This is a genomic window from Citrobacter sp. wls757 (assembly GCF_005280935.1).
GTDB lineage: Bacteria > Pseudomonadota > Gammaproteobacteria > Enterobacterales > Enterobacteriaceae > Citrobacter > Citrobacter portucalensis.
The window spans coordinates 256,862-280,053 of sequence record NZ_SZWU01000060.1 but is presented as its reverse complement, the minus strand read 5'-3'; the positions used below and the strand labels follow the sequence as shown (position 1 = coordinate 280,053).

Annotated in this window: 22 protein-coding genes and 1 pseudogene; 12 read left to right on the top strand and 11 right to left on the bottom strand. The window is 51.1% G+C overall.

All coding sequences use genetic code 11. The annotated features are described in order from the left end of the window. Positions 1 to 78: 78 nt before the first annotated feature. Positions 79 to 339: a hypothetical protein gene (locus FDW94_RS16235; protein WP_020996405.1), complete on the bottom strand. Its 261-nt coding sequence runs from the start codon at positions 337 to 339 to the stop codon at positions 79 to 81. A 218-nt stretch (positions 340 to 557) separates the two neighbouring features. Next, entirely contained in the window at positions 558 to 2,603 is a 2,046-nt protein-coding gene (dcp, locus tag FDW94_RS16230; RefSeq protein WP_137377889.1) for a peptidyl-dipeptidase Dcp, read from the bottom strand. A 137-nt stretch (positions 2,604 to 2,740) separates the two neighbouring features. Between dcp and ydfG the strand changes: the two genes are divergently transcribed. The 3 genes from ydfG to ydfZ all read left to right on the top strand — a co-directional run bounded on the left by ydfG (position 2,741) and on the right by ydfZ (position 4,655). Beyond that, positions 2,741 to 3,487: a bifunctional NADP-dependent 3-hydroxy acid dehydrogenase/3-hydroxypropionate dehydrogenase YdfG gene (gene ydfG, locus FDW94_RS16225; protein WP_137377888.1), complete on the top strand. Its 747-nt coding sequence runs from the start codon at positions 2,741 to 2,743 to the stop codon at positions 3,485 to 3,487. A gap of 86 nt (positions 3,488 to 3,573) precedes the next feature. Beyond that, the gene (locus FDW94_RS16220; protein WP_003032396.1) at positions 3,574 to 4,260 is read left to right on the top strand and encodes a GntR family transcriptional regulator; all 687 of its coding nucleotides are present in this window, start codon (positions 3,574 to 3,576) and stop codon (positions 4,258 to 4,260) included. A 191-nt stretch (positions 4,261 to 4,451) separates the two neighbouring features. Next, positions 4,452 to 4,655, top strand: a complete 204-nt coding sequence (gene ydfZ, locus FDW94_RS16215) for a putative selenium delivery protein YdfZ (protein WP_003032393.1) — start codon at positions 4,452 to 4,454, stop codon at positions 4,653 to 4,655. A 74-nt stretch (positions 4,656 to 4,729) separates the two neighbouring features. Here the strand turns inward: ydfZ and FDW94_RS16210 are convergent, their stop codons facing one another. From FDW94_RS16210 to FDW94_RS16190, 5 genes are all read right to left on the bottom strand, one after another. Beyond that, positions 4,730 to 6,196 carry a fructuronate reductase gene (locus FDW94_RS16210; RefSeq protein WP_137377887.1) on the bottom strand — a complete coding sequence of 489 codons (1,467 nt, stop codon included), beginning with the start codon at positions 6,194 to 6,196 and terminating at the stop codon, positions 4,730 to 4,732. A gap of 165 nt (positions 6,197 to 6,361) precedes the next feature. After that, positions 6,362 to 7,741, bottom strand: a complete 1,380-nt coding sequence (locus FDW94_RS16205; protein WP_048214215.1) for an MFS transporter — start codon at positions 7,739 to 7,741, stop codon at positions 6,362 to 6,364. A 53-nt stretch (positions 7,742 to 7,794) separates the two neighbouring features. Continuing rightward, complete coding sequence (locus tag FDW94_RS16200) at positions 7,795 to 8,814, bottom strand: Zn-dependent oxidoreductase (protein ID WP_137377886.1); 1,020 nt, start codon at positions 8,812 to 8,814, stop codon at positions 7,795 to 7,797. 13 nt (positions 8,815 to 8,827) lie between these two features. Then, positions 8,828 to 10,042, bottom strand: coding sequence for a starvation-sensing protein RspA (gene rspA / locus FDW94_RS16195; RefSeq protein WP_003832907.1), 1,215 nt, complete (start codon positions 10,040 to 10,042; stop codon positions 8,828 to 8,830). A gap of 107 nt (positions 10,043 to 10,149) precedes the next feature. Continuing rightward, complete coding sequence (locus FDW94_RS16190; RefSeq protein ID WP_008784733.1) at positions 10,150 to 10,476, bottom strand: YnfA family protein; 327 nt, start codon at positions 10,474 to 10,476, stop codon at positions 10,150 to 10,152. A gap of 153 nt (positions 10,477 to 10,629) precedes the next feature. Here FDW94_RS16190 and FDW94_RS16185 point away from each other — a divergent pair, with 153 nt between their 5' ends. Both FDW94_RS16185 and speG read left to right on the top strand, forming a co-directional pair. Further along, a complete protein-coding gene (locus tag FDW94_RS16185) occupies positions 10,630 to 10,971 on the top strand; it encodes a DUF1283 family protein (protein WP_008784732.1) in 342 nt (113 codons plus the stop codon). Positions 10,972 to 11,006: 35 nt separating this feature from the next. Beyond that, positions 11,007 to 11,567, top strand: coding sequence for a spermidine N1-acetyltransferase (gene speG, locus FDW94_RS16180; RefSeq protein WP_008784731.1), 561 nt, complete (start codon positions 11,007 to 11,009; stop codon positions 11,565 to 11,567). 6 nt (positions 11,568 to 11,573) lie between these two features. Here the strand turns inward: speG and FDW94_RS16175 are convergent, their stop codons facing one another. Then, a complete protein-coding gene (locus FDW94_RS16175) occupies positions 11,574 to 12,284 on the bottom strand; it encodes a YnfC family lipoprotein (protein ID WP_081003631.1) in 711 nt (236 codons plus the stop codon). A 102-nt stretch (positions 12,285 to 12,386) separates the two neighbouring features. Between FDW94_RS16175 and FDW94_RS16170 the strand changes: the two genes are divergently transcribed. The 6 genes from FDW94_RS16170 to clcB all read left to right on the top strand — a co-directional run bounded on the left by FDW94_RS16170 (position 12,387) and on the right by clcB (position 18,832). Beyond that, entirely contained in the window at positions 12,387 to 12,695 is a 309-nt protein-coding gene (locus FDW94_RS16170) for a DUF1161 domain-containing protein (RefSeq protein ID WP_008784729.1), read from the top strand. A 148-nt stretch (positions 12,696 to 12,843) separates the two neighbouring features. Then, positions 12,844 to 15,282, top strand: a complete 2,439-nt coding sequence (ynfE, locus tag FDW94_RS16165) for a selenate/tellurate reductase subunit YnfE (RefSeq protein ID WP_071446475.1) — start codon at positions 12,844 to 12,846, stop codon at positions 15,280 to 15,282. Positions 15,283 to 15,292: 10 nt separating this feature from the next. Next, entirely contained in the window at positions 15,293 to 15,910 is a 618-nt protein-coding gene (dmsB, locus tag FDW94_RS16160) for a dimethylsulfoxide reductase iron-sulfur subunit DmsB (RefSeq protein ID WP_137377885.1), read from the top strand. Position 15,911: 1 nt separating this feature from the next. Further along, the gene (locus FDW94_RS16155; RefSeq protein ID WP_057068699.1) at positions 15,912 to 16,766 is read left to right on the top strand and encodes a dimethyl sulfoxide reductase anchor subunit family protein; all 855 of its coding nucleotides are present in this window, start codon (positions 15,912 to 15,914) and stop codon (positions 16,764 to 16,766) included. A 42-nt stretch (positions 16,767 to 16,808) separates the two neighbouring features. After that, positions 16,809 to 17,423: a Tat proofreading chaperone DmsD gene (gene dmsD, locus FDW94_RS16150; protein WP_137377884.1), complete on the top strand. Its 615-nt coding sequence runs from the start codon at positions 16,809 to 16,811 to the stop codon at positions 17,421 to 17,423. A gap of 119 nt (positions 17,424 to 17,542) precedes the next feature. Then, positions 17,543 to 18,832 (top strand): voltage-gated ClC-type chloride channel ClcB, encoded by a 1,290-nt coding sequence (gene clcB / locus FDW94_RS16145; RefSeq protein ID WP_137377883.1) that lies wholly within the window; start codon positions 17,543 to 17,545, stop codon positions 18,830 to 18,832. On the opposite strand, the pseudogene bioD reads toward clcB, so the two are convergent. The 3 genes and pseudogenes from bioD to FDW94_RS16130 all read right to left on the bottom strand — a co-directional run bounded on the left by bioD (position 18,788) and on the right by FDW94_RS16130 (position 21,855). After that, positions 18,788 to 19,481 (bottom strand): annotated as a pseudogene (gene bioD, locus FDW94_RS16140) (dethiobiotin synthase). The gene clcB and the pseudogene bioD overlap by 45 nt on opposite strands. 125 nt (positions 19,482 to 19,606) lie before the next feature. Further along, positions 19,607 to 20,827 (bottom strand): sugar metabolism global transcriptional regulator Mlc, encoded by a 1,221-nt coding sequence (mlc, locus tag FDW94_RS16135; RefSeq protein ID WP_003832888.1) that lies wholly within the window; start codon positions 20,825 to 20,827, stop codon positions 19,607 to 19,609. A 128-nt stretch (positions 20,828 to 20,955) separates the two neighbouring features. Then, positions 20,956 to 21,855 (bottom strand): LysR family transcriptional regulator, encoded by a 900-nt coding sequence (locus FDW94_RS16130; protein WP_032943386.1) that lies wholly within the window; start codon positions 21,853 to 21,855, stop codon positions 20,956 to 20,958. Between the two features lie 107 nt (positions 21,856 to 21,962). On the opposite strand from FDW94_RS16130, the gene FDW94_RS16125 reads away from it, so the two are divergent. Next, positions 21,963 to 23,192: MFS transporter (locus FDW94_RS16125; protein ID WP_137378030.1), on the top strand; the 1,230-nt coding region annotated here is incomplete at its 3' end.

Genomic DNA, 23,192 nt, shown 5'->3' with positions numbered 1-23,192 from the left:
AATAGTAATTAATAAATCATAATTAACAGGATATTACGCTATACCATCTGTTGTGGCATAGCGTTGTCACTAAAGCGGTCAAACCAATAACGGTTCATTCAGCATTTCATTAAGCCCAATCACCTCTAATTGATCGGATGTGTAGGTTTTGTCGCCTCTGGCATATTGATACGCAGAACCATGGGAAAACCCGGATTCACGCGCTTCTTTATACCGTGCGATGATTTCAGCATTTGAGCGTGAAACATGTGGCGTAAACGGAGTGACGCTGGATTGCACAATTGTACTATCTGCACATCCGGACATAACAAGCACAGCTATTAGAACCCCTATTTTCATTAACAATTACCTGAGAAACCTGCCCGTACATGAACGCTAATCTTATCAAACATCCAAAGGCATCATCATTATTAAACTAGCATTCCTGAATATATTTCATCATCATTTGTTGATAACCATTATTGTCAACTTTCATATAAAACCCTAAAAATTGCCATCTTTAAAAATAATAAAAAACCGGGCATCACGCCCGGCTCAATATTCTGGCTAATAATCTCTTAGACGCTCAAACCACGATGTTCCAGCATCGGATCCATTTTTGGATCACGTCCGCTCCACTGGCGATAAAGTTCAGCTAAATCAGTACTGTTCCCGCGGGACAAAATCGCTTCGCGGAATTTCTGCCCGTTTTCGCGGGTTAATCCGCCCCGCTCTACAAACCACTGATAACCGTCATCAGCCAGCATTTGCGTCCACAAATAGGCGTAATAACCTGCGGCATAACCGCCGCCGAAGATATGGGCAAAATAGCTGCTGCGATAACGAGGCGGCACAGCCTTGAGATCCAAACCTTCAGCCGCCAGCGCCTGCTGTTCAAATTGTTCGACAGAAAGAGATAACGCGCTCTTTTCCAGACTGTGCCAACGCATATCCAACAATGCGGCACTGAGCAGTTCGGTCATGTCGTAACCTTTGTTAAACAGGCTGGCCCGCTGCATCTTATTCCGCAACGCCTGCGGCATTTGCTCCCCGGTATCAACATGACGAGCAAAACGAGCAAAGACCTGCGGATGACTCGCCCAGTGTTCGTTGATCTGCGAAGGAAACTCAACAAAGTCACGCGGAGTGTTGGTCCCTGAAAGCGTGGCATAACGCTGAGTGGCGAACAGGCCATGCAACGTGTGCCCAAACTCATGAAATAACGTAATAACATCATCCCACAATAACAATGCAGGCTGACCTTTTGCCGGTTTTTGATAATTACACACGTTGTAAATAACCGGCCGGGTTTCATTGAGTTGCGATTGCTCAACAAAATTGCCCATCCAGGCACCACCGCTTTTCGATTCCCGGGCAAAGAAATCGTCGTAAAATAACGCCAGCCCTACGCCATCGTGATCGAATATTTCCCATACCCTAACATCCGGGTGATAAACAGGAATGTCGAACCGTTCTATAAATTTTATGCCAAAGAGTTGATTAGCTGTCCAGAAAACGCCCTCGTTCAGCACCGTATCAAGGGCAAAGTAAGGTTTGAGCTGCGCCTCATCAAGTGCATATTTCTCACGACGAACCTGCTCGGCATAAAATGTCCAGTCCCAGGCCTCGACGTTAAATTTCCCCTGTTCGTGATTGATAACATTCTGGATTTCGGCCTGTTCATCCAATGCCCTGGCTCGCGCAGCGGGAACAATCGCCCGCATGAAATTAAGTGCCGCTTCCGGTGTTTTTGCCATCTGATCGGCAATTTTCCATGCAGCGTAATTGGCAAAACCGAGTAGTTTCGCCTGCTGCATCCGGATCTCGACCAGTCGCTGAATAATCGCCCGAGTATCGTTAGCGTCATTGTTTTCTGCTCTCGTCCATGCGCGGTTGAACAGATTCTCACGGGTCTGGCGATCGCGTAACGCCGCAAGCGCCGGTTGCTGAGTCGTGTTCAATAGCGGGATAACCCAACGCGCTTCAAGCCCTTTCTCCTTTGCAGCTTCGGCGGCAACAGCAATTTCCTCTGCGCTGAGTCCGTCCAGGTAACGTGCATCATCCACCACCAGAGCACCGGACTTGTTCGCCGCCAGCAGACGTTGATTAAACTGGCTGGTCAACGTGGCGGACTCTGTATTGAGCGCTTTAAGGTTCGCTTTATCGACCTCATTCAAACGCGCGCCGGCTAATACAAAACGCTGGTGGATGACCTCCAGCAAGCGTAATGATTCGCTATCCAGCCCCAGCAAACCTCGCTGTTGCCAGACCGCTTCAACGCGCGAAAAAAGCGCGCCATTGAGATAAATATCATTGGCAAGGCTCGCCAGTTCTGCGGAAAACTCTTCGTCAAGGCGCTGTAGTTCATCGTTGGTGTGCGCCGCCGTCATCGCGAAGAAAACGCTGGTTACACGTGTGAGCAGCATGCCGCTTTGTTCAAGCGCCAGCAACGTATTGGCAAAATCTGGGGCCTGCGGGTTTTGCACAATCGCCTCGATCTCTGCACGTTTTTGCCGCACGCCTTCATCGAACGCTGGGCGATAGTGCTGCACCTCTATCTGATCAAACTGCGGTGCCTGGTACGGCAACGTGCTGTGACGTAAAAAAGGATTCGTTAACGACATCTTTCACTCCTGAAAACGATTTGTTTACCAGAGTAGACTTCCCAGGAATCAACCGCAATCGCGTTACGCAGGAATAGCTCTGAACGGAAATGACGTGCTATGGTAGTACGACATAAAAAGCGTTGAGGAACAGTGAGATGATCGTTTTAGTAACCGGAGCAACCGCAGGTTTTGGTGAGTGCATTACGCGTCGTTTTATTGAGAATGGGCATAAAGTTATTGCCACCGGACGCCGCCAGGAGCGCCTGCAGGAACTGAAAGAGGAATTGGGTGACCGCCTCTATACCGCGCAACTGGACGTACGTAATCGTGCATCGATTGAAGAGATGCTGGACGCCCTTCCTGCTGAATGGCGCAATATTGATGTTCTGGTCAACAACGCGGGTCTGGCGCTGGGCCTTGAGCCTGCTCACAAGGCCAGCATTGAAGACTGGGAAAATATGATCGACACCAACAACAAGGGGCTGGTTTATATGACCCGTGCCGTTCTGCCAGGCATGGTTGAACGCAACCGCGGTCATATTATCAATATCGGTTCTACCGCGGGCAACTGGCCATACGCTGGCGGTAACGTCTACGGTGCGACCAAAGCGTTTGTTCGCCAGTTTAGCCTGAATTTACGTACTGATTTACACGGCACTGCAATTCGCGTTACCGACATCGAGCCGGGTCTGGTTGGCGGTACGGAGTTCTCTAATGTCCGTTTTAAAGGTGATGACGCCAAAGCTGAAAAAGCCTACGAAAATACCACGGCGCTGACTCCGCAAGATGTTACAGAAGCGGTATGGTGGGTGGCTTCTTTACCGGCTCATGTCAATATCAACACCCTTGAAATGATGCCTGTCACACAGTCTTTTGCCGGGCTGAGTATCCACCGGGGCTAATTTCTCTGCCCGGCCTTGTGCCGGGTATAGATAGCCAGAAAGAAGTGATAAAATATCCGGGTTAACTCTCTAAAAAGTAAGAATGAATGACCGTAGAAACGCAGCTCAACCCTACACAGCCAGTAAATCAACAGATTTACCGTATTCTTCGCCGTGATATCGTGCATTGTCTGATCGCACCCGGTACACCGCTGTCGGAGAAAGAGGTTTCTGTACGCTTTAATGTGTCACGCCAGCCGGTACGAGAAGCATTCATCAAACTGGCTGAGAACGGTCTGATTCAGATCCGCCCGCAGCGTGGCAGCTACGTGAATAAAATTTCGCTGTCGCAGGTGCAAAACGGCTGTTTTGTTCGCCAGGCAATTGAATGTGCCGTGGTACGCCGCGCCGCATCGCTGATCAACGATCAACAGTGCTATCAGCTTGAACAGAATTTGCATCAGCAGCGCATCGCAATTGACCGAAAACAGATTAATGATTTCTTCCAGCTTGATGATGAGTTTCATCAGAAACTGGCTTTAATCGCCGAGTGCCAACTCGCCTGGGATACCGTTGAGAATATAAAGGCTACAATTGACCGCGTTCGTTATATGAGCCTGGATCATATTTCCCCGCCTGAAATGCTGCTACGCCAGCATCACGATATCTTTGCCGCCCTTGAGAAGCATGACGGCGATGCGGTCGAGCGCGCAATGATGCTCCATCTTCAGGAAATTGGTGAGTCCGTTCAGCTTATTCGTCAGGAAAATAGCGACTGGTTCAGCGAAGATTAATACTACGCTCACCTCACACCGGGGTGAGTTTCTCCTGCGTTTTCCCCTCTCCCGCATAACTGCATAAAAAAAGCTGTGATTTTGATCGAAAACAAAAAAAATCATTAACGAGAAGCGTATTTATATTGCGCCCGTTACGTGGGACTAAAAGCCCACGGGCTTTGACGGTAAGTTGGAAAGGAGAAAACACCATGAAAACATACGATCGTAACCGTAACGCAATCACCACTGGCAGCCGCGTCATGATCAGCGACACCGGACTCACAGGCCGCATTACAGCAATAGATACCGATGGCCTGACCGCTGAGCAGATTCGCCGCGGGAAAACAGTGGAAATCGAAGGATGTGAAGGCAAATACGCCCCCCTCGAGCTGATTCGTTTAGGCATGAACTAATTGGTGTGAATGCCAGAAAACACAGCGCCATCTGGCCGTTGCAAGCCAGATGGCGACATAAAGCATAATCTTCGTTACTTCAGTTTTGCTGCATACTTCGCAACCGTCGCCTTCGCCCCTTCAGCCAGTAAAGTAAGATACGCTTGTGTGACCTGACGGTTGAACAGTTCAACCTGTGGCAGTTCACGGCCAAAAATAGCATCGATTGCCAGTAGCGCCTGAACGCGCTCTTCGCCTTCGTTGCTGCTACGCACCGCATTCTGGATCACCGGCAACAGTGGATCGCTAATTTCAATCGCCTGGCCCTGTTCATCCACACCACCTACGTAACGCATCCAACCAGCGACACCCAGTGCCAGCAGCGCAAAGTCACTACCGTGCACAATGTGCCAACGAATGGAATCAAGCATACGCTGCGGCAGTTTTTGGCTACCGTCCATGGCGATCTGCCAGGTACGATGACGCAGCGCCGGATTGCTGTAGCGTTCAATTAACAGATCGGCGTAGCGCTGTAGGTCAACACCTTTTGCTTTCAGCGTAGGTGCTTGTTCCTGCAACATCAGCGCACGTGCAGCAAGACGATAGTTTTCATCGCCCATGCAATCGTTAATATGTTGATATCCCGCCAGATACCCAAGATACGCAAGGAAAGAGTGGCTGCCGTTGAGCATACGCAGTTTCATCTCTTCAAACGGAATGACATCAGCTACCAGTTCCGCCCCGGCCTTTTCCCATTCAGGACGGCCGGCAACAAAGTTATCTTCAATTACCCACTGGCGGAACGGTTCGCATGCCACGCCTGCCGGGTCGCGTACACCGGTGATATGTTCAATTTTGTCCAGCGTCTCCTGCGTAACTGCAGGGACAATGCGGTCAACCATTGTTGATGGGAATGTCACATGTTGTTCGATCCACGCGGCCAGTTCCATATCTACCGCTCGGGCATATGCAATGACAACATTGCGCATCACATGACCGTTTTCTGGCATGTTATCGCAGGACATCACGGTAAAGGCGGCTAAACCCGCAGCTTTGCGACGCGCCAGGGCTTCAACCACCACGCCCGGCGCAGTTTTAGGCTGTTTAGGGTTTTGCAGATCGGCTGCAATCATCGGGTTGTCTAACATCAGTTGGCCGGTCGCCGGAGAATGGCAGTATCCTTTCTCGGTGATGGTCAGGGAAACGATCGCGACCTGCGGTTCACACATCGCTGCCAGTACGCTTTCCAGACCATCAACCTGCGCATGCAATGCATTTTTCACCACGCCCACGACTCTCGCAGTCCAGGCATCAGCAGACATCTCTGCAACGGTATACAGATTATCTTGCTGTTTCAGATCGAAAATCTGCTGCTCGCCGCCAATCAGGTTCACTTCGCAGTAGCCCCAGTCACTGCCGTGATCGGCGGCCAGAATGTCAGCGTAAACACCTTGATGTGCGCGATGAAACGCGCCAAATCCCAGATGAACAATACGCGTAACCAGTTTTGTACGATCGTAGTCAGGAAGTGCAGCCTTAGCCGCTAAGAGCTTGTTTTGCATGGTATGGCCTACTTATAAATGAAATCAGGACTGTTCCAGAGTAACGCCTGTATGGTTGTATGTTTTGATTTGCATTAAGCTTTTTATGATTGGTATGACATCATGTAAAGCTGTGTAATAGCATGGGCGGCGTACGAGTACATCCGCCCATGCTACTGTCTGGTATCAGCTTGTCTGAGTCACCGAGCAACGAACCTTCTCGGCTTTATTCACCTCGGCAGCATCCTCAAGTACGCTCAGGTCGCGATCTTTCACTTCTGGCATCAGCAACGCGGAAATCAGACCAATCAGTGAGTAAGCGATGACCATCACCAGAATTGGCCACCAGGAATTAGTCATGTTGCAGAAAATACCCGCCAGAACCGGACCAAAACCAACAGCAACCAACCCGCCTGCTTCTTTTGAAATCGCCATTCGCGTAAACCGGTTACGCGCACCGAACATTTCCGCCATAGTAATATTTTCGAGAGCAAATAACCCCAATACGGCAAAATTATGAATAACAATCAATGCCGTCATAATGACACCCGGGCTATACGTTTTATCCACTACAATTGACAGCATCGGGTAAGCCAAAATAATTGCCGAGATATTCAGGATAATATAAGGCAAACGACGACCAAACTTATCAGACAACCAGCCAAGCAACGGTATTGTAATAAAGCCCAACACCGAACTGATCATTAAGGCATCAGTGGGTATAGATTTATCAAATAACAGCGTCTGCACTAAATAACCGGCAAGGAAGGTTTGGATTAATCCTGAATTACCCGCCTGTCCAAAACGTAGGCCGGTTGCCAGCCAGAAAGATTTACTGGTAAACATCGCCCCCAGCGTATTTTCTGACGAATTATTTAATGCCGGAGCGTTTTCTTCATCATTCACTTTCTCAAATACCGGGCTTTCTTTGAGATTCATACGCAACCAGATGGCAAAGATCATCACCACGACACTCGCCAGGAACGGAATGCGCCAACCCCAGGCTAATAACTCCTCACGGTCGAGCGCAAAGAACATCACCGCCCAGATGGCCGTTGCGCTAAGGGTTCCACAGTTGGTCCCCATGGCAACAAGTGAGGAAATAATGCCACGTTTACCTTTTGGTGCGTACTCGGCAAGCATCGTGCCTGCGCCCGAAATTTCAGCCCCCGCACCAAGCCCTTGCACGATACGCAGCGTCACCAGCAGCACAGGCGCAAAGATACCAATTTGTGCATATGTTGGCAGCACGCCAATTAAGGTCGTACAAATTCCCATCATCGTAATGGTAATAAACAGTACTTTTTTACGGCCGATGCTGTCTCCCATTTTGCCAAATATAAATGCTCCAACGATACGAGCAATATATCCTGCACCGTATGTACCCATCGCTAAAATAAGCGCCATGGCGGCAGACTGTTCCGGGAAAAATATTTCATGGAATACCAGTGCGGCACCCAAAGAATATAACTGAAAATCCATAAATTCGAGCGCAGTACCCAACCATCCGGATACGGCAGCTCTAACCAGATCTTTCGTGGATCTTTCGTGTTTTTCTTGATTCATATTGGCTATCTCTAAGAGGTAAGATGCGTACCACTTACTCGCAGTTATTTATATTATTCACTGAATGTGAGTAAGACTTTGCAGCAGTGCTGCTGATCTTTCTCAAACAATTCAATTGCGTCTGTAACGTGGTGATAGTCAAAAGTGTGAGTAATAAGTTGATTAGGATCGATAAGTCCGTTGACCAACCAATCAATCACAATCGGGAATTTGTTCGCATTTAATCTTGAGGAATAAATGGACAGTTCTTTCCCGGTAATGCCTTGTTGAATAATCTGACAAGGATCGCTGGAGAAGCCCATCAGAACAATTCGCGCGGCCGGCGATGCCAGCGTGATTGCCTCCTGTAAAATGGATGGATGGCAAGCTGCATCCACGATAATGGTCGGTTTTAGTCCGTTTTCCGCAAGGAACTCTTGCAACGAGTGCTGACTATTATTGATTGCCCAGTCTGCACCGCACTGCTTCGCCATGGCCAGGCGCTCATCGATTCTGTCAGCAATCACTACGGTTTTGACCTTATAGACACGCTTAAGCGCCTGTACAGTGGTCAGTCCCATAGGCCCTGCGCCATAAATTAACGCAATATCGTTTTCTGTTGGTTTAATTTGCCCGGTCACGTTTGCGGCGATGGTGAAAGGTTCCACCATAACTGCATGCTCATCAGGCACTGTATCGGGGATCGTCCAGGCATTTTTCGCTGGCACAACAGCGTACTCACTGAAACCACCATCGCGATGCACGCCCAGCACCACCAGCGATGTACAAACGTTAGGTTTACCAATTGAACAGGGATAACAATGTCCGCAGCTGATGACCGGATCAACGGACACCCGCTCACCTATTCGCGAATGGCCAACGCCATCACCTACCGCCTCGATCACGCCATAAAACTCGTGGCCAATCACACGCGGATATTGTGCAAATGGATTATGACCGCGATAAATATGACTGTCGGAACCACAAATCCCCGCCAGTTTCACTTTTACCCTCACCTCACCTGCTAAGGGTTCTGGCACCGGGCGTTCGGCGATAATCAGCGTATTCGGTTTTTCAATTACGATACTTTTCATAGCAAATCACTCCTTACCAGTTCCACAGCGTGCCATCTTCCAGGCGAGCAACGGGCAGATATGCAGGGTCATACGGATATTTCGCTGCCAGTTTTTCGTCAAACTCGATCCCAAGACCAGGTTTGTCTCCTGGGTGCATATAGCCGTTATCAAAGGTCCAGTTATGTGGGAACACTTCCAGCATTTGCTCGGAATAGCCCATATATTCCTGTACGCCGAAGTTCGGCACCCACAGATCAAAATGCAGCGCTGCGGCCATGCACACAGGCGACAGATCGGAAGGTCCATGTGAACCGGTACGAACCTGATACAGCGACGCGAAATCGGCAATCCGGCGCATACCGGTGATACCACCCGCATGGGTGATGGTGGTGCGGATATAGTCGATCAGTTGTTCTTCAATAAGCTGTTTACAGTCCCAGATGCTGTTGAACACTTCCCCTACCGCAATCGGCGTGACCGTATGCTGGCGGATCAGGCGGAAGCACTCCTGGTTTTCTGCTGGCGTTGGATCTTCCATCCAGAACAAACGGTACTGTTCAATGCTTTTGCCGAAACGGGCGGCTTCAATGGGCGTCAGGCGATGGTGCATGTCATGTAGCAGATGTTCGTTGAAACCAAACTTGTCACGCACGGCGGCAAACAATTTTGGTGTGAAATCCAGGTATTTCTCCGTTGACCACAACTGCTCTTCCGGCCATTGCCCTTTGGTGGCGGGTTCGTAGGCCAGTCCTTTGCCCTTAGACATACCGTAAGTGGTTTTCATACCCGGCACGCCGCACTGCACGCGAATGGCTTTAAAGCCCATTTCTTTATGACGTGCATAATCTTCGAGTACATCATCAACGGTATGGCCTGTGGTGTGGCAGTAGACCATAACCCCTTCACGAGAAGCACCGCCGAGCAACTGGTACAACGGCATATTCGCCGCTTTCGCTTTGATATCCCAGAGAGCCATATCTACCGCAGAAATCGCCGACATGGTGACCGGACCACGACGCCAGTACGCGCCTTTGTAGAAAAACTGCCAGATGTCCTCAATACGATGCGCATCGCGACCAATAAGCTGCGGACACACGTGATCTTTCAGATAGGACGCCACGGACAGCTCGCGTCCATTTAATGTGGCATCTCCCAGCCCGGTGATCCCATCTTCTGTCGTAATTTTCAACGTTACAAAATTACGCCCAGGACAGGTGACAAACACTTCAGCCCCAACAATCTTCATTTCTTATTCCCTACATCTGTTCTTGTGATGCAGGAAATTTACTCAACTGAGCTACTACCATACAAGTATAAAGATCAAAAAAGCGCTGTTTGATCACAAAAAAGGCGCTATGCGCGCCCCCATCCAGCCACAATGATCAGCATGCCGCACAACGCCACCAGCGCGCCAGACCAGTCATATAAACTGAGTTTTACACCATCGACAATACGTAGCCATAGCAGCGCGGTCACCACGTAAACACCGCCATAGGCTGCGTATACACGCCCGCTGGCTGCCGGATGCAGTGTCAGCAACCAGACGAATAAAGCCAGTGACACCCCGGCGGGTATCAGCAACCAGGCTGTAGCTCCTCGCTTAAGCCAAAGCCAGGGTAAAAAGCAGCCAATAATTTCGCATAACGCGGTGATGAAAAAAAGAAATGTGGTCTTAAGCATTGATGTTATTCAGTTACCTTCGGTTTAACCATGATACGACAGAATCTCGTTAGCGTATCCATATCCACCGGGTGGGTATGCCCGCAAACTGGAATAGTGTAGAATTTAACCCTGTTTTATCGTTTTTACCCTTTCCCATAAAAGGAATTCACCATGAAAATTACACTGACCAAACGCCTGTGCCTGACGGCTATGCTGACGCTGGCTGCGGCTGTGTACACCTCTTCCGCATTTGCTGAAACCAGTAAACTGGTCATTGAATCCGGAGACAGTGCGCAAAGTCGTCAACAAGCCGCAATGGAAAAGGAACAATGGAACGATACGCGTCAGCTTCGCCAGAAAGTCAATAAACGTGCAGAGAAAGAGTGGGACAAAGCCGATACGGCCTTTGATAGCCGTGATAAGTGCGAGCAAAGCGCTAATATTAATGCGTACTGGGAACCTAACACCCTGCGCTGCCTCGACCGCCGAACTGGCCGCTCCGTTGCCCCATAATCATTGTACTTTGAAGGATATTGAAAGGATACGATATGACTAGCGCCCTCAGTGTTAAGTTGCGCCCGCTGGAGCGTGAAGATTTACGATTCGTCCATCAGCTTGATAATAATGCCAGCGTAATGCGCTACTGGTTCGAAGAGCCTTACGAAGCGTTTGTTGAGCTGTCAGACCTGTATGACAAACACATCCACGACCAAAGCGAACGCCGCTTCGTGGTGGAGTGCGACGGTGAAAAAGCCGGGCTGGTGGAATTGGTTGAAATTAACCATGTACACCGCCGGGCCGAATTCCAGATTATTATTTCGCCGGAATATCAGGGGAAGGGTCTGGCCTCACGGGCAGCAAAGCTGGCAATGGACTATGGCTTTACCGTACTCAACCTCTATAAGTTGTATCTGATCGTCGATAAAGAGAACGAAAAGGCTATCCACATCTACCGTAAACTCGGTTTTATGGTGGAAGGCGAGCTGATCCATGAGTTCTTTATCAACGGCCAATACCGCAACACGATTCGTATGTGTATCTTCCAGCAGCAGTATCTGGCAGAGCACAAAACGGCAGGCCCTAATCTGCTGCCGCCTACCGCTCAGTAAACACGACTAGTAGTAATCGATTGTGTTTTCAATCGAGTAATGATGTTCAACTGCCGGCTTCACGCTCTCATCAACGATAACAAGCTGGCAGTTGATCGGATTTGCGTATTCATCGTATTTGCACGTTTGTTTGACATTGCCTAACGGATGATTGTTGAGCATGCTCACCGCGGTGTAATCTAACTTCTTCAATGGGTCAACCGACGGTTTAGCATCAACCTGCAAAGTACTGTCCTTACTGACGGTTGTTTTGCCCAGCGGGTAGCCTTCGGCATCATATCGATACTGCACCTTCATCTCTTTCCCCGTGGCGGAAACGACAAAACCGTTATCGTCGGTATCCCACACCACACCTGCAGCAGGCAGTTCCGCCAGTTGGCATTTGCCCTGTAAACGGATCCGTTTTTCCAGCGTTTCGGCATCCCGATAGTAGTTAGCATCCAGGACCAGCGCCATACCGGTATTGTTTTCGATATCGTGCAGTTCAAGTGTATCGAAACACCCTTCCTGTGACAGGGTACCAGCGACGCGCTTGGTGACCTCACCTTTGTCGTTGAGCAGCGTTTGACTGAAATCTTTCACCGGCCCGCGCAGCGGATCGAAATCAAACTCATTGGAAAAACTGGCCATTTCCGGCGTAAAGGAAACCAGCCCTTTGGCGTTATCACACCCGACCAGCACGACACACAGGAAACCTAACAGGGTCTGTTTCTTCACATTTTTCACCGGGATAAGAAGATAATTCTCAATCATATTAGCAAATACAGTTATTTACACCAGAAATGCTAATCTTAGTCTATGTCGATCATAAAGGAGCTGATGATGAAATACGTAACAGGAATTGCCGCGATCTTACTGGCAGTTGCATCCCCACAGGTTCTGGCCGCACCTGCGTCATGTGAACGCGTGAAAAGCGATATCGAGCAGCGCATCATCAATAATGGCGTCGCAGAGTCCAGTTTTACGCTGAACATTGTCCCCAACGATCAGGCCGATCAACCTGATTCACTGGTGGTAGGACATTGTGCAAACGATACGCACAAAATTCTCTACACCCGGACTAACAGTGGAAACGCCCCTGCCAACAGCTCGCCTGCACAGGACGGGCACGTCGCCGAACCGCAATAAATCATACCCTCCGTACGCGGAGGGTTACTCCAGTTTGATATGCATTAAGATGCCATACTCATAAATGGGTAAACTCACTCTATTATTAGCATGCTATTAATTTCGCTATAGAGATTAATATATAGCGATAACTATAATGGAGTGAGTTATGTCTGATACTGAGCAATATGGAGGCATTAGCCGCAGGATGTTAGTGAAATCCTCGGCTATAGGTTCGTTGGCGCTTGCCGCTGGCGGGTTATCGTTACCTTTTGGGATGCGCACCGCAGCTGCTGCGGTACAACAGGCGATACAACCGGCTGAAGAGAAAGTGGTTTGGGGCGCTTGTTCCGTGAACTGCGGCAGTCGTTGTGCCCTGCAACTCCACGTCAAAGATGACGAGGTCGTATGGGTAGAGTCTGATACGACCGGAGACGATATTTATGGTCAGCACCAGGTGCGTGCCTGTTTACGTGGACGCTCAATCCGTCGACGGATCAATCATCCGGATCGCCTCAATTATCCTATGAAGCGCGTGGGCAAACGCGGTGAGGGTAAATTCGAACGCATAACCTGGCAGGAAGCGCTGGATACCATCAGCACCAGTTTAAAAAATACCGTACAAAAATACGGTAATGAGGCCGTGTACATCAACTACACCTCTGGCATTGTCGGCGGCAATATTACTCGCTCCTCCCCTTATGCCTCGCTGGTCGCTCGATTGATGAACTGCTATGGCGGATTTCTGAGCCATTACGGCACATACAGTACCGCACAAATCGCGGCGGCAATGCCTTACACCTACGGCTCAAATGACGGCAACAGTACCTCCGACATTGAAAACACGAAGCTGGTGGTGATGTTCGGCAATAACCCTGCCGAAACGCGCATGAGCGGCGGTGGCATAACATACTTCCTTGAGCAGGCCCGCGAGCGTTCTAACGCCCGCATGATCGTCATCGACCCGCGTTATACCGATACCGCTGCGGGTCGTGAAGATGAGTGGATCCCTATCCGTCCGGGAACCGATGCCGCACTGGTGGCGGGAATCGCCTGGGTCCTGATTAACGAAGATCTCGTCGACCAGGCATTCCTTGACACATATTGCGTCGGTTATGACGAGAAAACCCTACCCGCTGACGCCCCCGCTAACGGACATTACAAGGCCTATATACTTGGCAATGGCGATGACGGTGTCGCTAAAACGCCCCAATGGGCCTCGCATGTTACAGGGATCCCGGCCGAGCGCATCATTAAACTGGCACGAGAAATCGGTAGTACAAAACCGGCGTATATTTGTCAGGGTTGGGGTCCACAACGTCAGGCTAACGGCGAACTGACTTCGCGCGCGATCGCCATGCTGCCAATCCTGACTGGCAACGTTGGCATCAACGGCGGCAATAGCGGTGCACGAGAATCAACCTACACCATCACGATTGAACGCATGCCGCTGCCGGATAATCCCATCAAGACCCAGATATCCTGCTTTAGCTGGACCGACGCCATCGCCCGTGGTCCGGAAATGACCGCAACCCGCGATGGCGTGCGCGGGAAAGATAAGCTCGATGTACCGATTAAATTTATCTGGAACTACGCGGGCAACACCATTACTAATCAGCACTCAGATATCAATAAAACGCATGAGATCCTTCAGGATGATACGAAATGCGAAATGATAGTGGTCATCGAAAATTTCATGACATCTTCGGCGAAATACGCCGATATCCTGCTGCCGGACCTAATGACCGTCGAACAGGAAGACATCATTCCTAACGACTATGCGGGCAACATGGGATACCTCATTTTTATTCAACCCGCGACGTCACCGAAGTTCGAACGCAAACCGATCTACTGGATAATGAGCGAAGTCGCCAAACGCCTTGGCAATGATATCTATCAACGGTTTACGGAAGGCCGTACTCAGGAACAGTGGCTCCAGTATCTGTATGCAAAAATGCTGGCCAAGGACCCCGCGCTCCCTTCTTATGACGAGCTGAAAAAAATGGGGATCTATAAACGCAAAGATCCTAACGGGCATTTTGTCGCTTATAAAAAATTCCGCGACGATCCGCAGGCCAATCCGCTCAAAACACCGTCTGGAAAGATTGAAATTTACTCCAGCCGGCTGGCGAAAATTGCCAACACATGGGAGTTGCAGAAGGATGAAGTAATTAGCCCACTTCCCGTCTACGCCTCCACGTTTGAAGGGTGGGACGATCCCAAACGCAGCGCATTTCCGCTGCAGTTGTTTGGCTTCCATTACAAATCCCGTACGCACTCCAGCTACGGCAATATCGATGTTCTGCAGGCGTCCTGTCGTCAGGAAGTGTGGATCAATCCCGTCGATGCCCAAAAACGTGGTATTGCAAATGGCGATATGGTGCGGGTCTTTAACGACCGCGGGGAAGTACGTATTCCGGCCAAAGTGACGCCACGGATCCTGCCTGGCGTCAGCGCAATGGGCCAGGGTGCATGGCATGATGCGGATATGGCCGGCGACAAAATTGACCATGGCGCCTGCGTCAATACGCTGACAACACAGCGCCCTTCACCGCTGGCAAAAGGCAACCCACAGCACACTAATCTGGTCGAGATCGAGAAGGTTTAAGGACTAACCCATGACAACTCAGTATGGATTTTTTATTGATTCCAGTCGTTGCACCGGGTGCAAAACCTGCGAACTGGCCTGCAAAGACTACAAAGACCTCACTCCTGACGTCAGTTTCCGGCGGATTTACGAATACGCAGGTGGTGACTGGCAGGAAGACAACGGCGTCTGGCACCAGAACGTTTTTGCCTACTATCTTTCAATCTCCTGTAACCACTGCGAGGATCCGGCCTGCACCAAGGTTTGTCCAAGTGGTGCGATGCATAAGCGTGAGGATGGTTTTGTGGTGGTCGATGAAGACGTGTGCATTGGCTGTCGCTACTGTCATATGGCCTGCCCGTACGGTGCGCCACAGTACAATGCTGCAAAAGGACATATGACCAAGTGTGATGGCTGCCATGATCGTGTTGCAGACGGCAAAAAGCCCATCTGCGTCCAGTCCTGTCCGCTGCGTGCGCTGGATTTTGGCCCCATCGACGAACTGCGCAAAAAACATGGTGAACTGGCTGCCGTCGCCCCGCTGCCGGGTGCGCACTTCACCAAACCAAATATTGTGATCAAACCAAACGCCAATTGCCGCCCGACCGGGGATACCACGGGTTTTCTGGCTAATCCAAAGGAGGTGTAAAATGGGAAATGGATGGCATGAATGGCCGCTGGTACTGTTTACGGTGCTGGGCCAGTGCGTAGCCGGGGCGCTGATCGTCAGTGGTTACGGCTGGCTGACCGCTAAAGACGAGCTGGTAAAACAACGTATCGTTCGCAGTATGTTTTTTCTCTGGCTGGTAATGGGCATCGCCTTTCTCGCCTCGGTTATGCATTTAGGTTCGCCGCTGCGCGCGTTTAACTCGCTGAACAGAATTGGCGCATCGGCGCTAAGTAACGAAATCGCCAGCGGTTCGCTGTTTTTCGCCGTCGGTGGCCTGTGGTGGCTGGTGGCGTTTCTCGGTAAAATGCCCGCAGCGTTAGGTAAAATCTGGATGCTGTTGAGCATGTTGCTGGGCCTGGTATTTGTCTTTGCGATGACCAACGTCTACCAGATAGACACCGTCCCAACCTGGTATAACGGTTATACTACACTGGCGTTTTTCATGACGATGCTGCTCAGTGGACCGCTATTTGCCGCTCTGCTGCTGCGTGCTGCAGGTGTTTCTTTTAACGCCGCCAGATACGCCGGTATCAGCGTATTGGCTCTGCTGGTTACGGTGGCCGTTATTGTGCTGCAGGGACTGTCGCTCGGCGAGATCCACAGTTCGGTACAATCCGCCAGCGCGCTGGTTCCCGACTACGGCAGTTTACAGGTCTGGCGAGTCCTGCTGCTGGCCGCGGGTCTGGGTTGCTGGATATGTCCGTTGATCCGTCGCAAAGGACCGTCCGTTGGCGGGTTGGCGCTCGGGTTAATTCTGGTGCTTGTCGGTGAAATCATTGGCCGCGGTTTGTTTTACGGTTTACATATGACAGTCGGAATGGCTGTCGCAGGTTAACTTTCGGGTGCGGGGCAACCCGCACTGTTCAGGATTGTTTGCATGACCCATTTTTCACAACGTGACAACTTTTCTACCGCAGCGCGCGTGCTCGGCGCGCTATTTTACTATGCCCCAGACAGTGCAGTAGCTTCGGCACTGGTCAGTGCGTTAAGAACCGATGGCTGGCAGTCGCAGTGGCCGCTTGAAAAAACAACGCTTTCGTCGTTAGTCGATCAGTTTCAGGCTGAGGCCGATGAGTCTCTCCCGCAAGCCTGGCAACGTCTGTTTGTTGGACCTTATGCGCTCCCTTCTCCGCCATGGGGTTCCGTCTGGCTGGATCGTGAAAACGTGTTGTTTGGCGACTCCACGCTGGCATTACGCCAGTGGATGCGGGACAACGGCATCCAGTTTGCCATGCAGCAAAATGAGCCAGAAGATCACTTTGGTTCGCTGCTGTTGCTGACGGCCTGGCTTGCCGAGAACGAACGCCACACCGAGTGCGAGCAACTGCTGGCCTGGCATCTGTTCCCATGGTCATCACGCTTTCTTAATGTGTTTATCGAAAAAGCCGATCACCCGTTCTACCAGGCGCTTGGTGAGCTGGCGCGCCTGACGCTGGCACAGTGGCAATCACAGTTACTGATCCCGGTAGCCGATAAGCCTTTGTTCCGTTAGTTTCGTCACAGGCAGGAATTGTCCTGCCTGTGGTGCATCCTGTTGCGCACGCTGAGCTTTTGCTTCTGTTACCTAATAGCCGCAAAATAGAGCGTCTGAATTTTCCAGTCTGGCCACTCATGCATCATTTACATGCTTACCCTGACCTGCGTGCCATGTTCCGCCGCCTGCTGTTCGCCGCGTTGATTGGCGTCCTTGCTGCGCTGGCCGTCGCAGGATTTCGTCATGCCATGCTGCTTCTCGAATGGTTGTTTCTGAGCAACAACACGGGAAGTCTGGTCAACGCAGCGACAAACCTTTCGCCCTTAAGGCGTATGCTGACACCTGCACTCGGCGGTCTGGCGGCTGGATTACTACTGTGGGGCTGGCAAAAATTTAACCGTTTACGTCCGCAGGCTCCCACTGATTATATGGAAGCCCTGCAAACCGACGGACAATTTGACGTCAGTGCAAGCCTGGTGAAATCGCTGGCATCGTTACTGGTCGTTGCCAGCGGGAGCGCCATCGGACGTGAAGGTGCCATGATTTTACTGGCGGCCCTGGCGGCCTCCTGCTTTGCTCAACGCTTTACCCCGCGTACAGAATGGAAGTTATGGATTGCCTGCGGCGCCGCTGCAGGTATGGCTGGAGCCTATCATGCCCCGCTGGCGGGCAGTTTATTTATTGCCGAAGTATTGTTTGGCACACTGATCCTCGCCTCACTGGGGCCGGTAGTGGTGTCCGCCGTAGTCGCATTACTCACCACCAATCTGCTTAGCGACAGCAATGCGCTGCTGTATACCGTGCACCTGTCGCGGGAATTACATGTTCTGGAATACGTTATGATTATCAGCACCGGTCTGGCTGCTGGCATCTGCGGACCGCTCTTCATGTGGTTGATGACCGCCAGCCATAATGTATTTTTGCGCTTAAAACTCTCGCCACCGTGGCAACTGGCGCTTGGCGGGTTGATCGTTGGCCTGCTTTCATTGCTCACGCCTACGGTCTGGGGTAATGGCTACAGCGTGGTGCAGTCATATTTACTTTCACCACCGCTGCTGGCCGTGGTTAGCGGGATTTTTATCTGCAAATTACTGGCTGTGCTTGCCAGCAGTGGATCCGGTGCGCCAGGTGGCGTGTTTACGCCAACGCTGTTTGTCGGCTTGTCGGTGGGCATGTTGCTGGGTCAGGTATGGGGATTATGGCTTCCGGGCTCGGATGAAATTGCCATTTTGCTGGGATTAACGGGGATGGCCACGCTGCTGGCGGCTACCACGCATGCACCAATAATGTCGACGTTGATGGTTTGTGAAATGACCGGGGAGTATCGCCTGCTCCCCGGATTACTGATTGCCTGTGTCCTGGCGTCGGTACTGTCGCGTACGTTACGCCACGACTCTATCTACCGACAGCACGCTGCCGAGCATTGACAGGCGGATGTACTGCGACAACTCACGCTGCTCTGCACGAGGCAGATAAGGCAGTTCACCGATCAGCGGTGCAGGTAATTTTTTACCCAGCACATCAATGATTTCCGCATAATGCGCCAGCCCCGGGTTAATGCGATTCGCAACCCAGCCAATCAACGGCAGTCCGTCGCTGGCTATCGCCTGCGCGGTGAGGATCGCATGATTAACAGCCTTCCTGGATACCCACTACCATCAGCACCGGCAGTTGTTCCTGCACCACCCACTCCGATAACGGACGCAGATCGTTCATCAAGCTCCGCCAGCCTCCGGTGCCTTCCACGACAACGTGATCGACTTTTTCGCTGAGGCTTGCGAGACCGTTGGATAACAGGGTGTAATTGACCGGACCACTATGCGCCACGCTACTTTCATCTTCGCTCAACGCAATTGGGTTAATCGCCTCATAAGGCAGCTCGATAGATGACACACTTTGCAGTACCAGTGCATCTTTGTTGCGCAGACCTTCAGGCGTCTCTTTGCTTCCTTTGGCTACAGGTTTGTAACCCGCAACGCTTTTACCCCCTGACGCTAACGCTTGTAGTAATGCGCGGGAAACCACGGTCTTCCCAACAGAAGTGTCTGTACCTGTAATAAAGAAACGCTTCAGCATCACTAACTCCACCGTTATGCTTTGAAAATATAAGTCAGGAAAATAAAACAGTGGAGAAAGTCTAAGGTATGACGACCAGGATCAGCTTGAGATAGCGCAATTTTTCGTACAACAGTTAAAAAATGTTAACCCTGTAATAGACGAATCAACAAAGAACCGTTATACATCGCGTCCTTCACGAGTGCCGCCCCCGCCATCGTCCCCTGATTGGTAAACTGGGTACTTTCAACGACTATATGCTGACTGTAAGCCGGAAGCGCCTGCTGACGAATGCTGTCAGCGATGGTTGGGAACAAGATATCTGCCGCTTTACTGAGCGGAGAGCCAATCAATATCTTTTGCGGGTTGAACAAATTCACCATGATGGCAAGAATTCGACCGACGTGGGTCCCAACGCCGCTAATGATATCTTTCGCCAATAAATCACCCTGCATGGCCGCCAGACACAGCGCGTCTACCGTTAACGGTTGCCCATGTAGAGAAGAACTCATTGACTGCTTCAGGCGCACCTGCGCCAATTCGAGCACGCTATCGACGCTGGCGATTGTTTCCAGACAACCATGGTTGCCGCAATAGCAGCGTTTACCGTAGGGATCGACCTGCGTATGACCAATCTCCACCAGGCTACTGCTGCCTGCATGCAGCAAATGGCCGTCAGTGATCACCCCTGCACCCACGTTATGATCGATCACCACCTGAATGACGTCGCGCGCACCGCGCGATGCGCCAAAAAGCGCCTCGGCCATCGTCCAGGCGCTGATATCGTGCTGAATATACACCGGCACGCCGGTATGGTTCTCAAGCGCTTCGCCCAACGGCATCTCTTTGACATCTTCGTAAAATGGCATGCGATGAACGATACCGTTTTCAGTATCAATAATGCCGGGTAAGGTGATGGCGATGGAGGTTAAGCGCTCCAGCTTTTGCTGGTGGCGGATGAAAAACTGATCGACCTGGGTTATCACGCGATCCAGCAACGGCGTTTCGCTGACCAGCGCCATTTCAAGACAATCTTCAACCACCAGCTTGCTGCTCAGATCGCGTAGCGCCAGAAAAATCTCGCCACGACTGATACGAATGGATAAGTAGTGCCAGGCCTCCGTTTCGACAACCAGCCCAACGGCCGGACGACCACGGCTACCCGCTTCCTTAATTTCCAGCTCTTGCACCAGATGCGCTTCGAGCATTTCGCGGACAATTTTGGTAATGCTGGCAGGCGCCAATTGTGCCAGGCGGGAGAGATCAATACGCGATACCGGACCCAGCTGATCAATCAGGCGATAAACCGCACCCGCATTGGTCTGCTTAATTTGATCGATATGCCCAGGCTGACTATCAGCAACCACCACTTACTCCCTTTATTTTCGCGCTCCGAAATAATCTGCGGGCTATGGTGAAGCACTTCAATGGCTTCCGTCAACTTTTTACTTAGCCTTGTGATTTACTGCACATTTTCGCCCATTTTTAAACTAAATTAACCGCTCTGAACGGCCGCCAGAAGCTGCTCGCGAAAACGTTGCGCGGCGTGACTTTGCTCATGATGCTTTGGCCACACTAACCACATTTCCGAGACAGCATCTTCTTCCGCTATCGGGATCCAACACATTTCATACAGTTGCACCCGTTTAAAAGAAGCAGGAAGTATAGAAACCCCTAATCCTGCGGCCACCAGCCCGATGATAGTCATCGCCTCGCCAACCTCCTGCGCAATCGTCGGCTTCAGTCCATAGCGACGCATCAGGCCCAGAATATCGTCATACAACCCTGTCCCCACATGGGGGTCAAAAAAGACAAATGGCTCATTCGCCAGCTCGGCCAACGTGACCACGGGTTTTTGCGCCAACGGATGCGCGCGTGGGATCATCGCCATCAGTGGTTCATGCAGAATGATTTCACGCTCCAGCGTTTCCGGAAGCTGCGTATTACGCAGAAGTCCCAAATCCAGCGTTCCTTCATTGAGCGGGGCAATTTGCTCACGCGTGTTCATTTCACGGGTTTGCATATGCACTGCCGGGTAGCTTTGGCGAAACAGAGATAACGTATCTGAAACCGCTTTGATAAACGGTGCGGACGACGTAAAGCCGATACGCAATTCCCCTGCTTCTCCCAGATGCAAACGCTCAGCCCTGGCGGCGGCTTCATTAACCAGCCCGAGGATCTGCCGACTGTCCGCCAGAAACTGCTTTCCGGCAGAGGTCAGCGCCACGCTACGGTTAGTTCGGGCAAGTAACCGGGCGCCAACCTGCTGTTCAAGGATCTGGATCTGCTGACTTAGCGGCGGTTGCGAAATGTTTAACCGCGCCGCCGCCCGACCAAAATGCAACTCTTCGGCAACGGCCACAAAGTAACGTAAATGACGCAGTTCGATATTCATATTTTAAAAGTATTATTTGAGATTATTAATATATTAGACAGAATATTGTGATTTTCATACTCTTAAGGCTGGTCCTGTAGACGTAATTGAATGAGCAAGGATTTCAAGTGAGCCGTACAACAACTGTCGATACCGCGCCAACAAGCGATGTTGATGAACAGATAGTTACCCCGCCGGATGGATTTATCAAACGCGGAACATCCCCATTTATGCGCGTCACGCTGGCGTTGTTTTCCGCCGGACTGGCGACTTTTGCCCTCCTCTATTGCGTACAACCCATACTACCAGTGCTCTCGCACGAGTTTGGGGTCTCTCCCGCAAGCAGCAGTATCTCGCTTTCCATCTCGACGGCGATGCTGGCGATAGGGTTACTGTTTACCGGCCCACTTTCAGATGCTATTGGCCGCAAGCCGGTGATGGTTACCGCGCTGCTGCTCGCCTCTTGTTGTACGCTGCTTTCAACGATGATGACCAGCTGGCACGGTATTTTAATCATGCGTGCTCTGATAGGACTTTCACTGAGCGGCGTCGCGGCGGTAGGGATGACCTATCTGAGTGAAGAAATTCATCCCAGTTTCGTCGCCTTCTCAATGGGCTTGTATATCAGCGGTAACTCGATTGGCGGTATGAGTGGTCGCTTGATCAGCGGTGTGTTTACCGACTTTTTTAACTGGCGTATCGCGCTGGCGGCGATCGGCTGTTTTGCCCTTGCCTCTGCACTGATGTTCTGGAAAATCTTACCGGAATCCCGTCATTTCAGACCTACGTCGCTGCGCCCGAAAACGTTGTTTATCAACTTCCGCTTGCACTGGCGCGACAAAGGTTTGCCGCTGCTGTTTGCGGAAGGTTTTTTGTTGATGGGGTCGTTTGTCACGCTGTTTAATTACATCGGCTACCGCCTGATGCTCTCCCCGTGGGAGCTCAGCCAGGCGGTTGTAGGTTTGTTATCTGTGGCGTATCTGACCGGGACATGGAGTTCGCCAAAGGCGGGTTCTATGACCACTCGTTATGGCCGTGGCCCGGTAATGCTCTTTTCAACAGGCGTGATGCTGGTTGGACTTTTAATGACCCTGTTCACATCGCTATGGCTGATCTTCGCCGGGATGCTACTCTTTTCAGCCGGGTTCTTTGCCGCGCACTCCGTAGCAAGCAGTTGGATTGGACCACGAGCAAAACGCGCTAAAGGCCAGGCTTCTTCCCTGTATCTGTTCAGCTATTATCTGGGTTCCAGCATTGCCGGTACGCTGGGCGGTGTGTTCTGGCACAGCTACGGCTGGAACGGCGTGGGTGGATTTATCGCCCTGATGCTGGTGCTGGCGTTGCTGGTCGGTGCACGT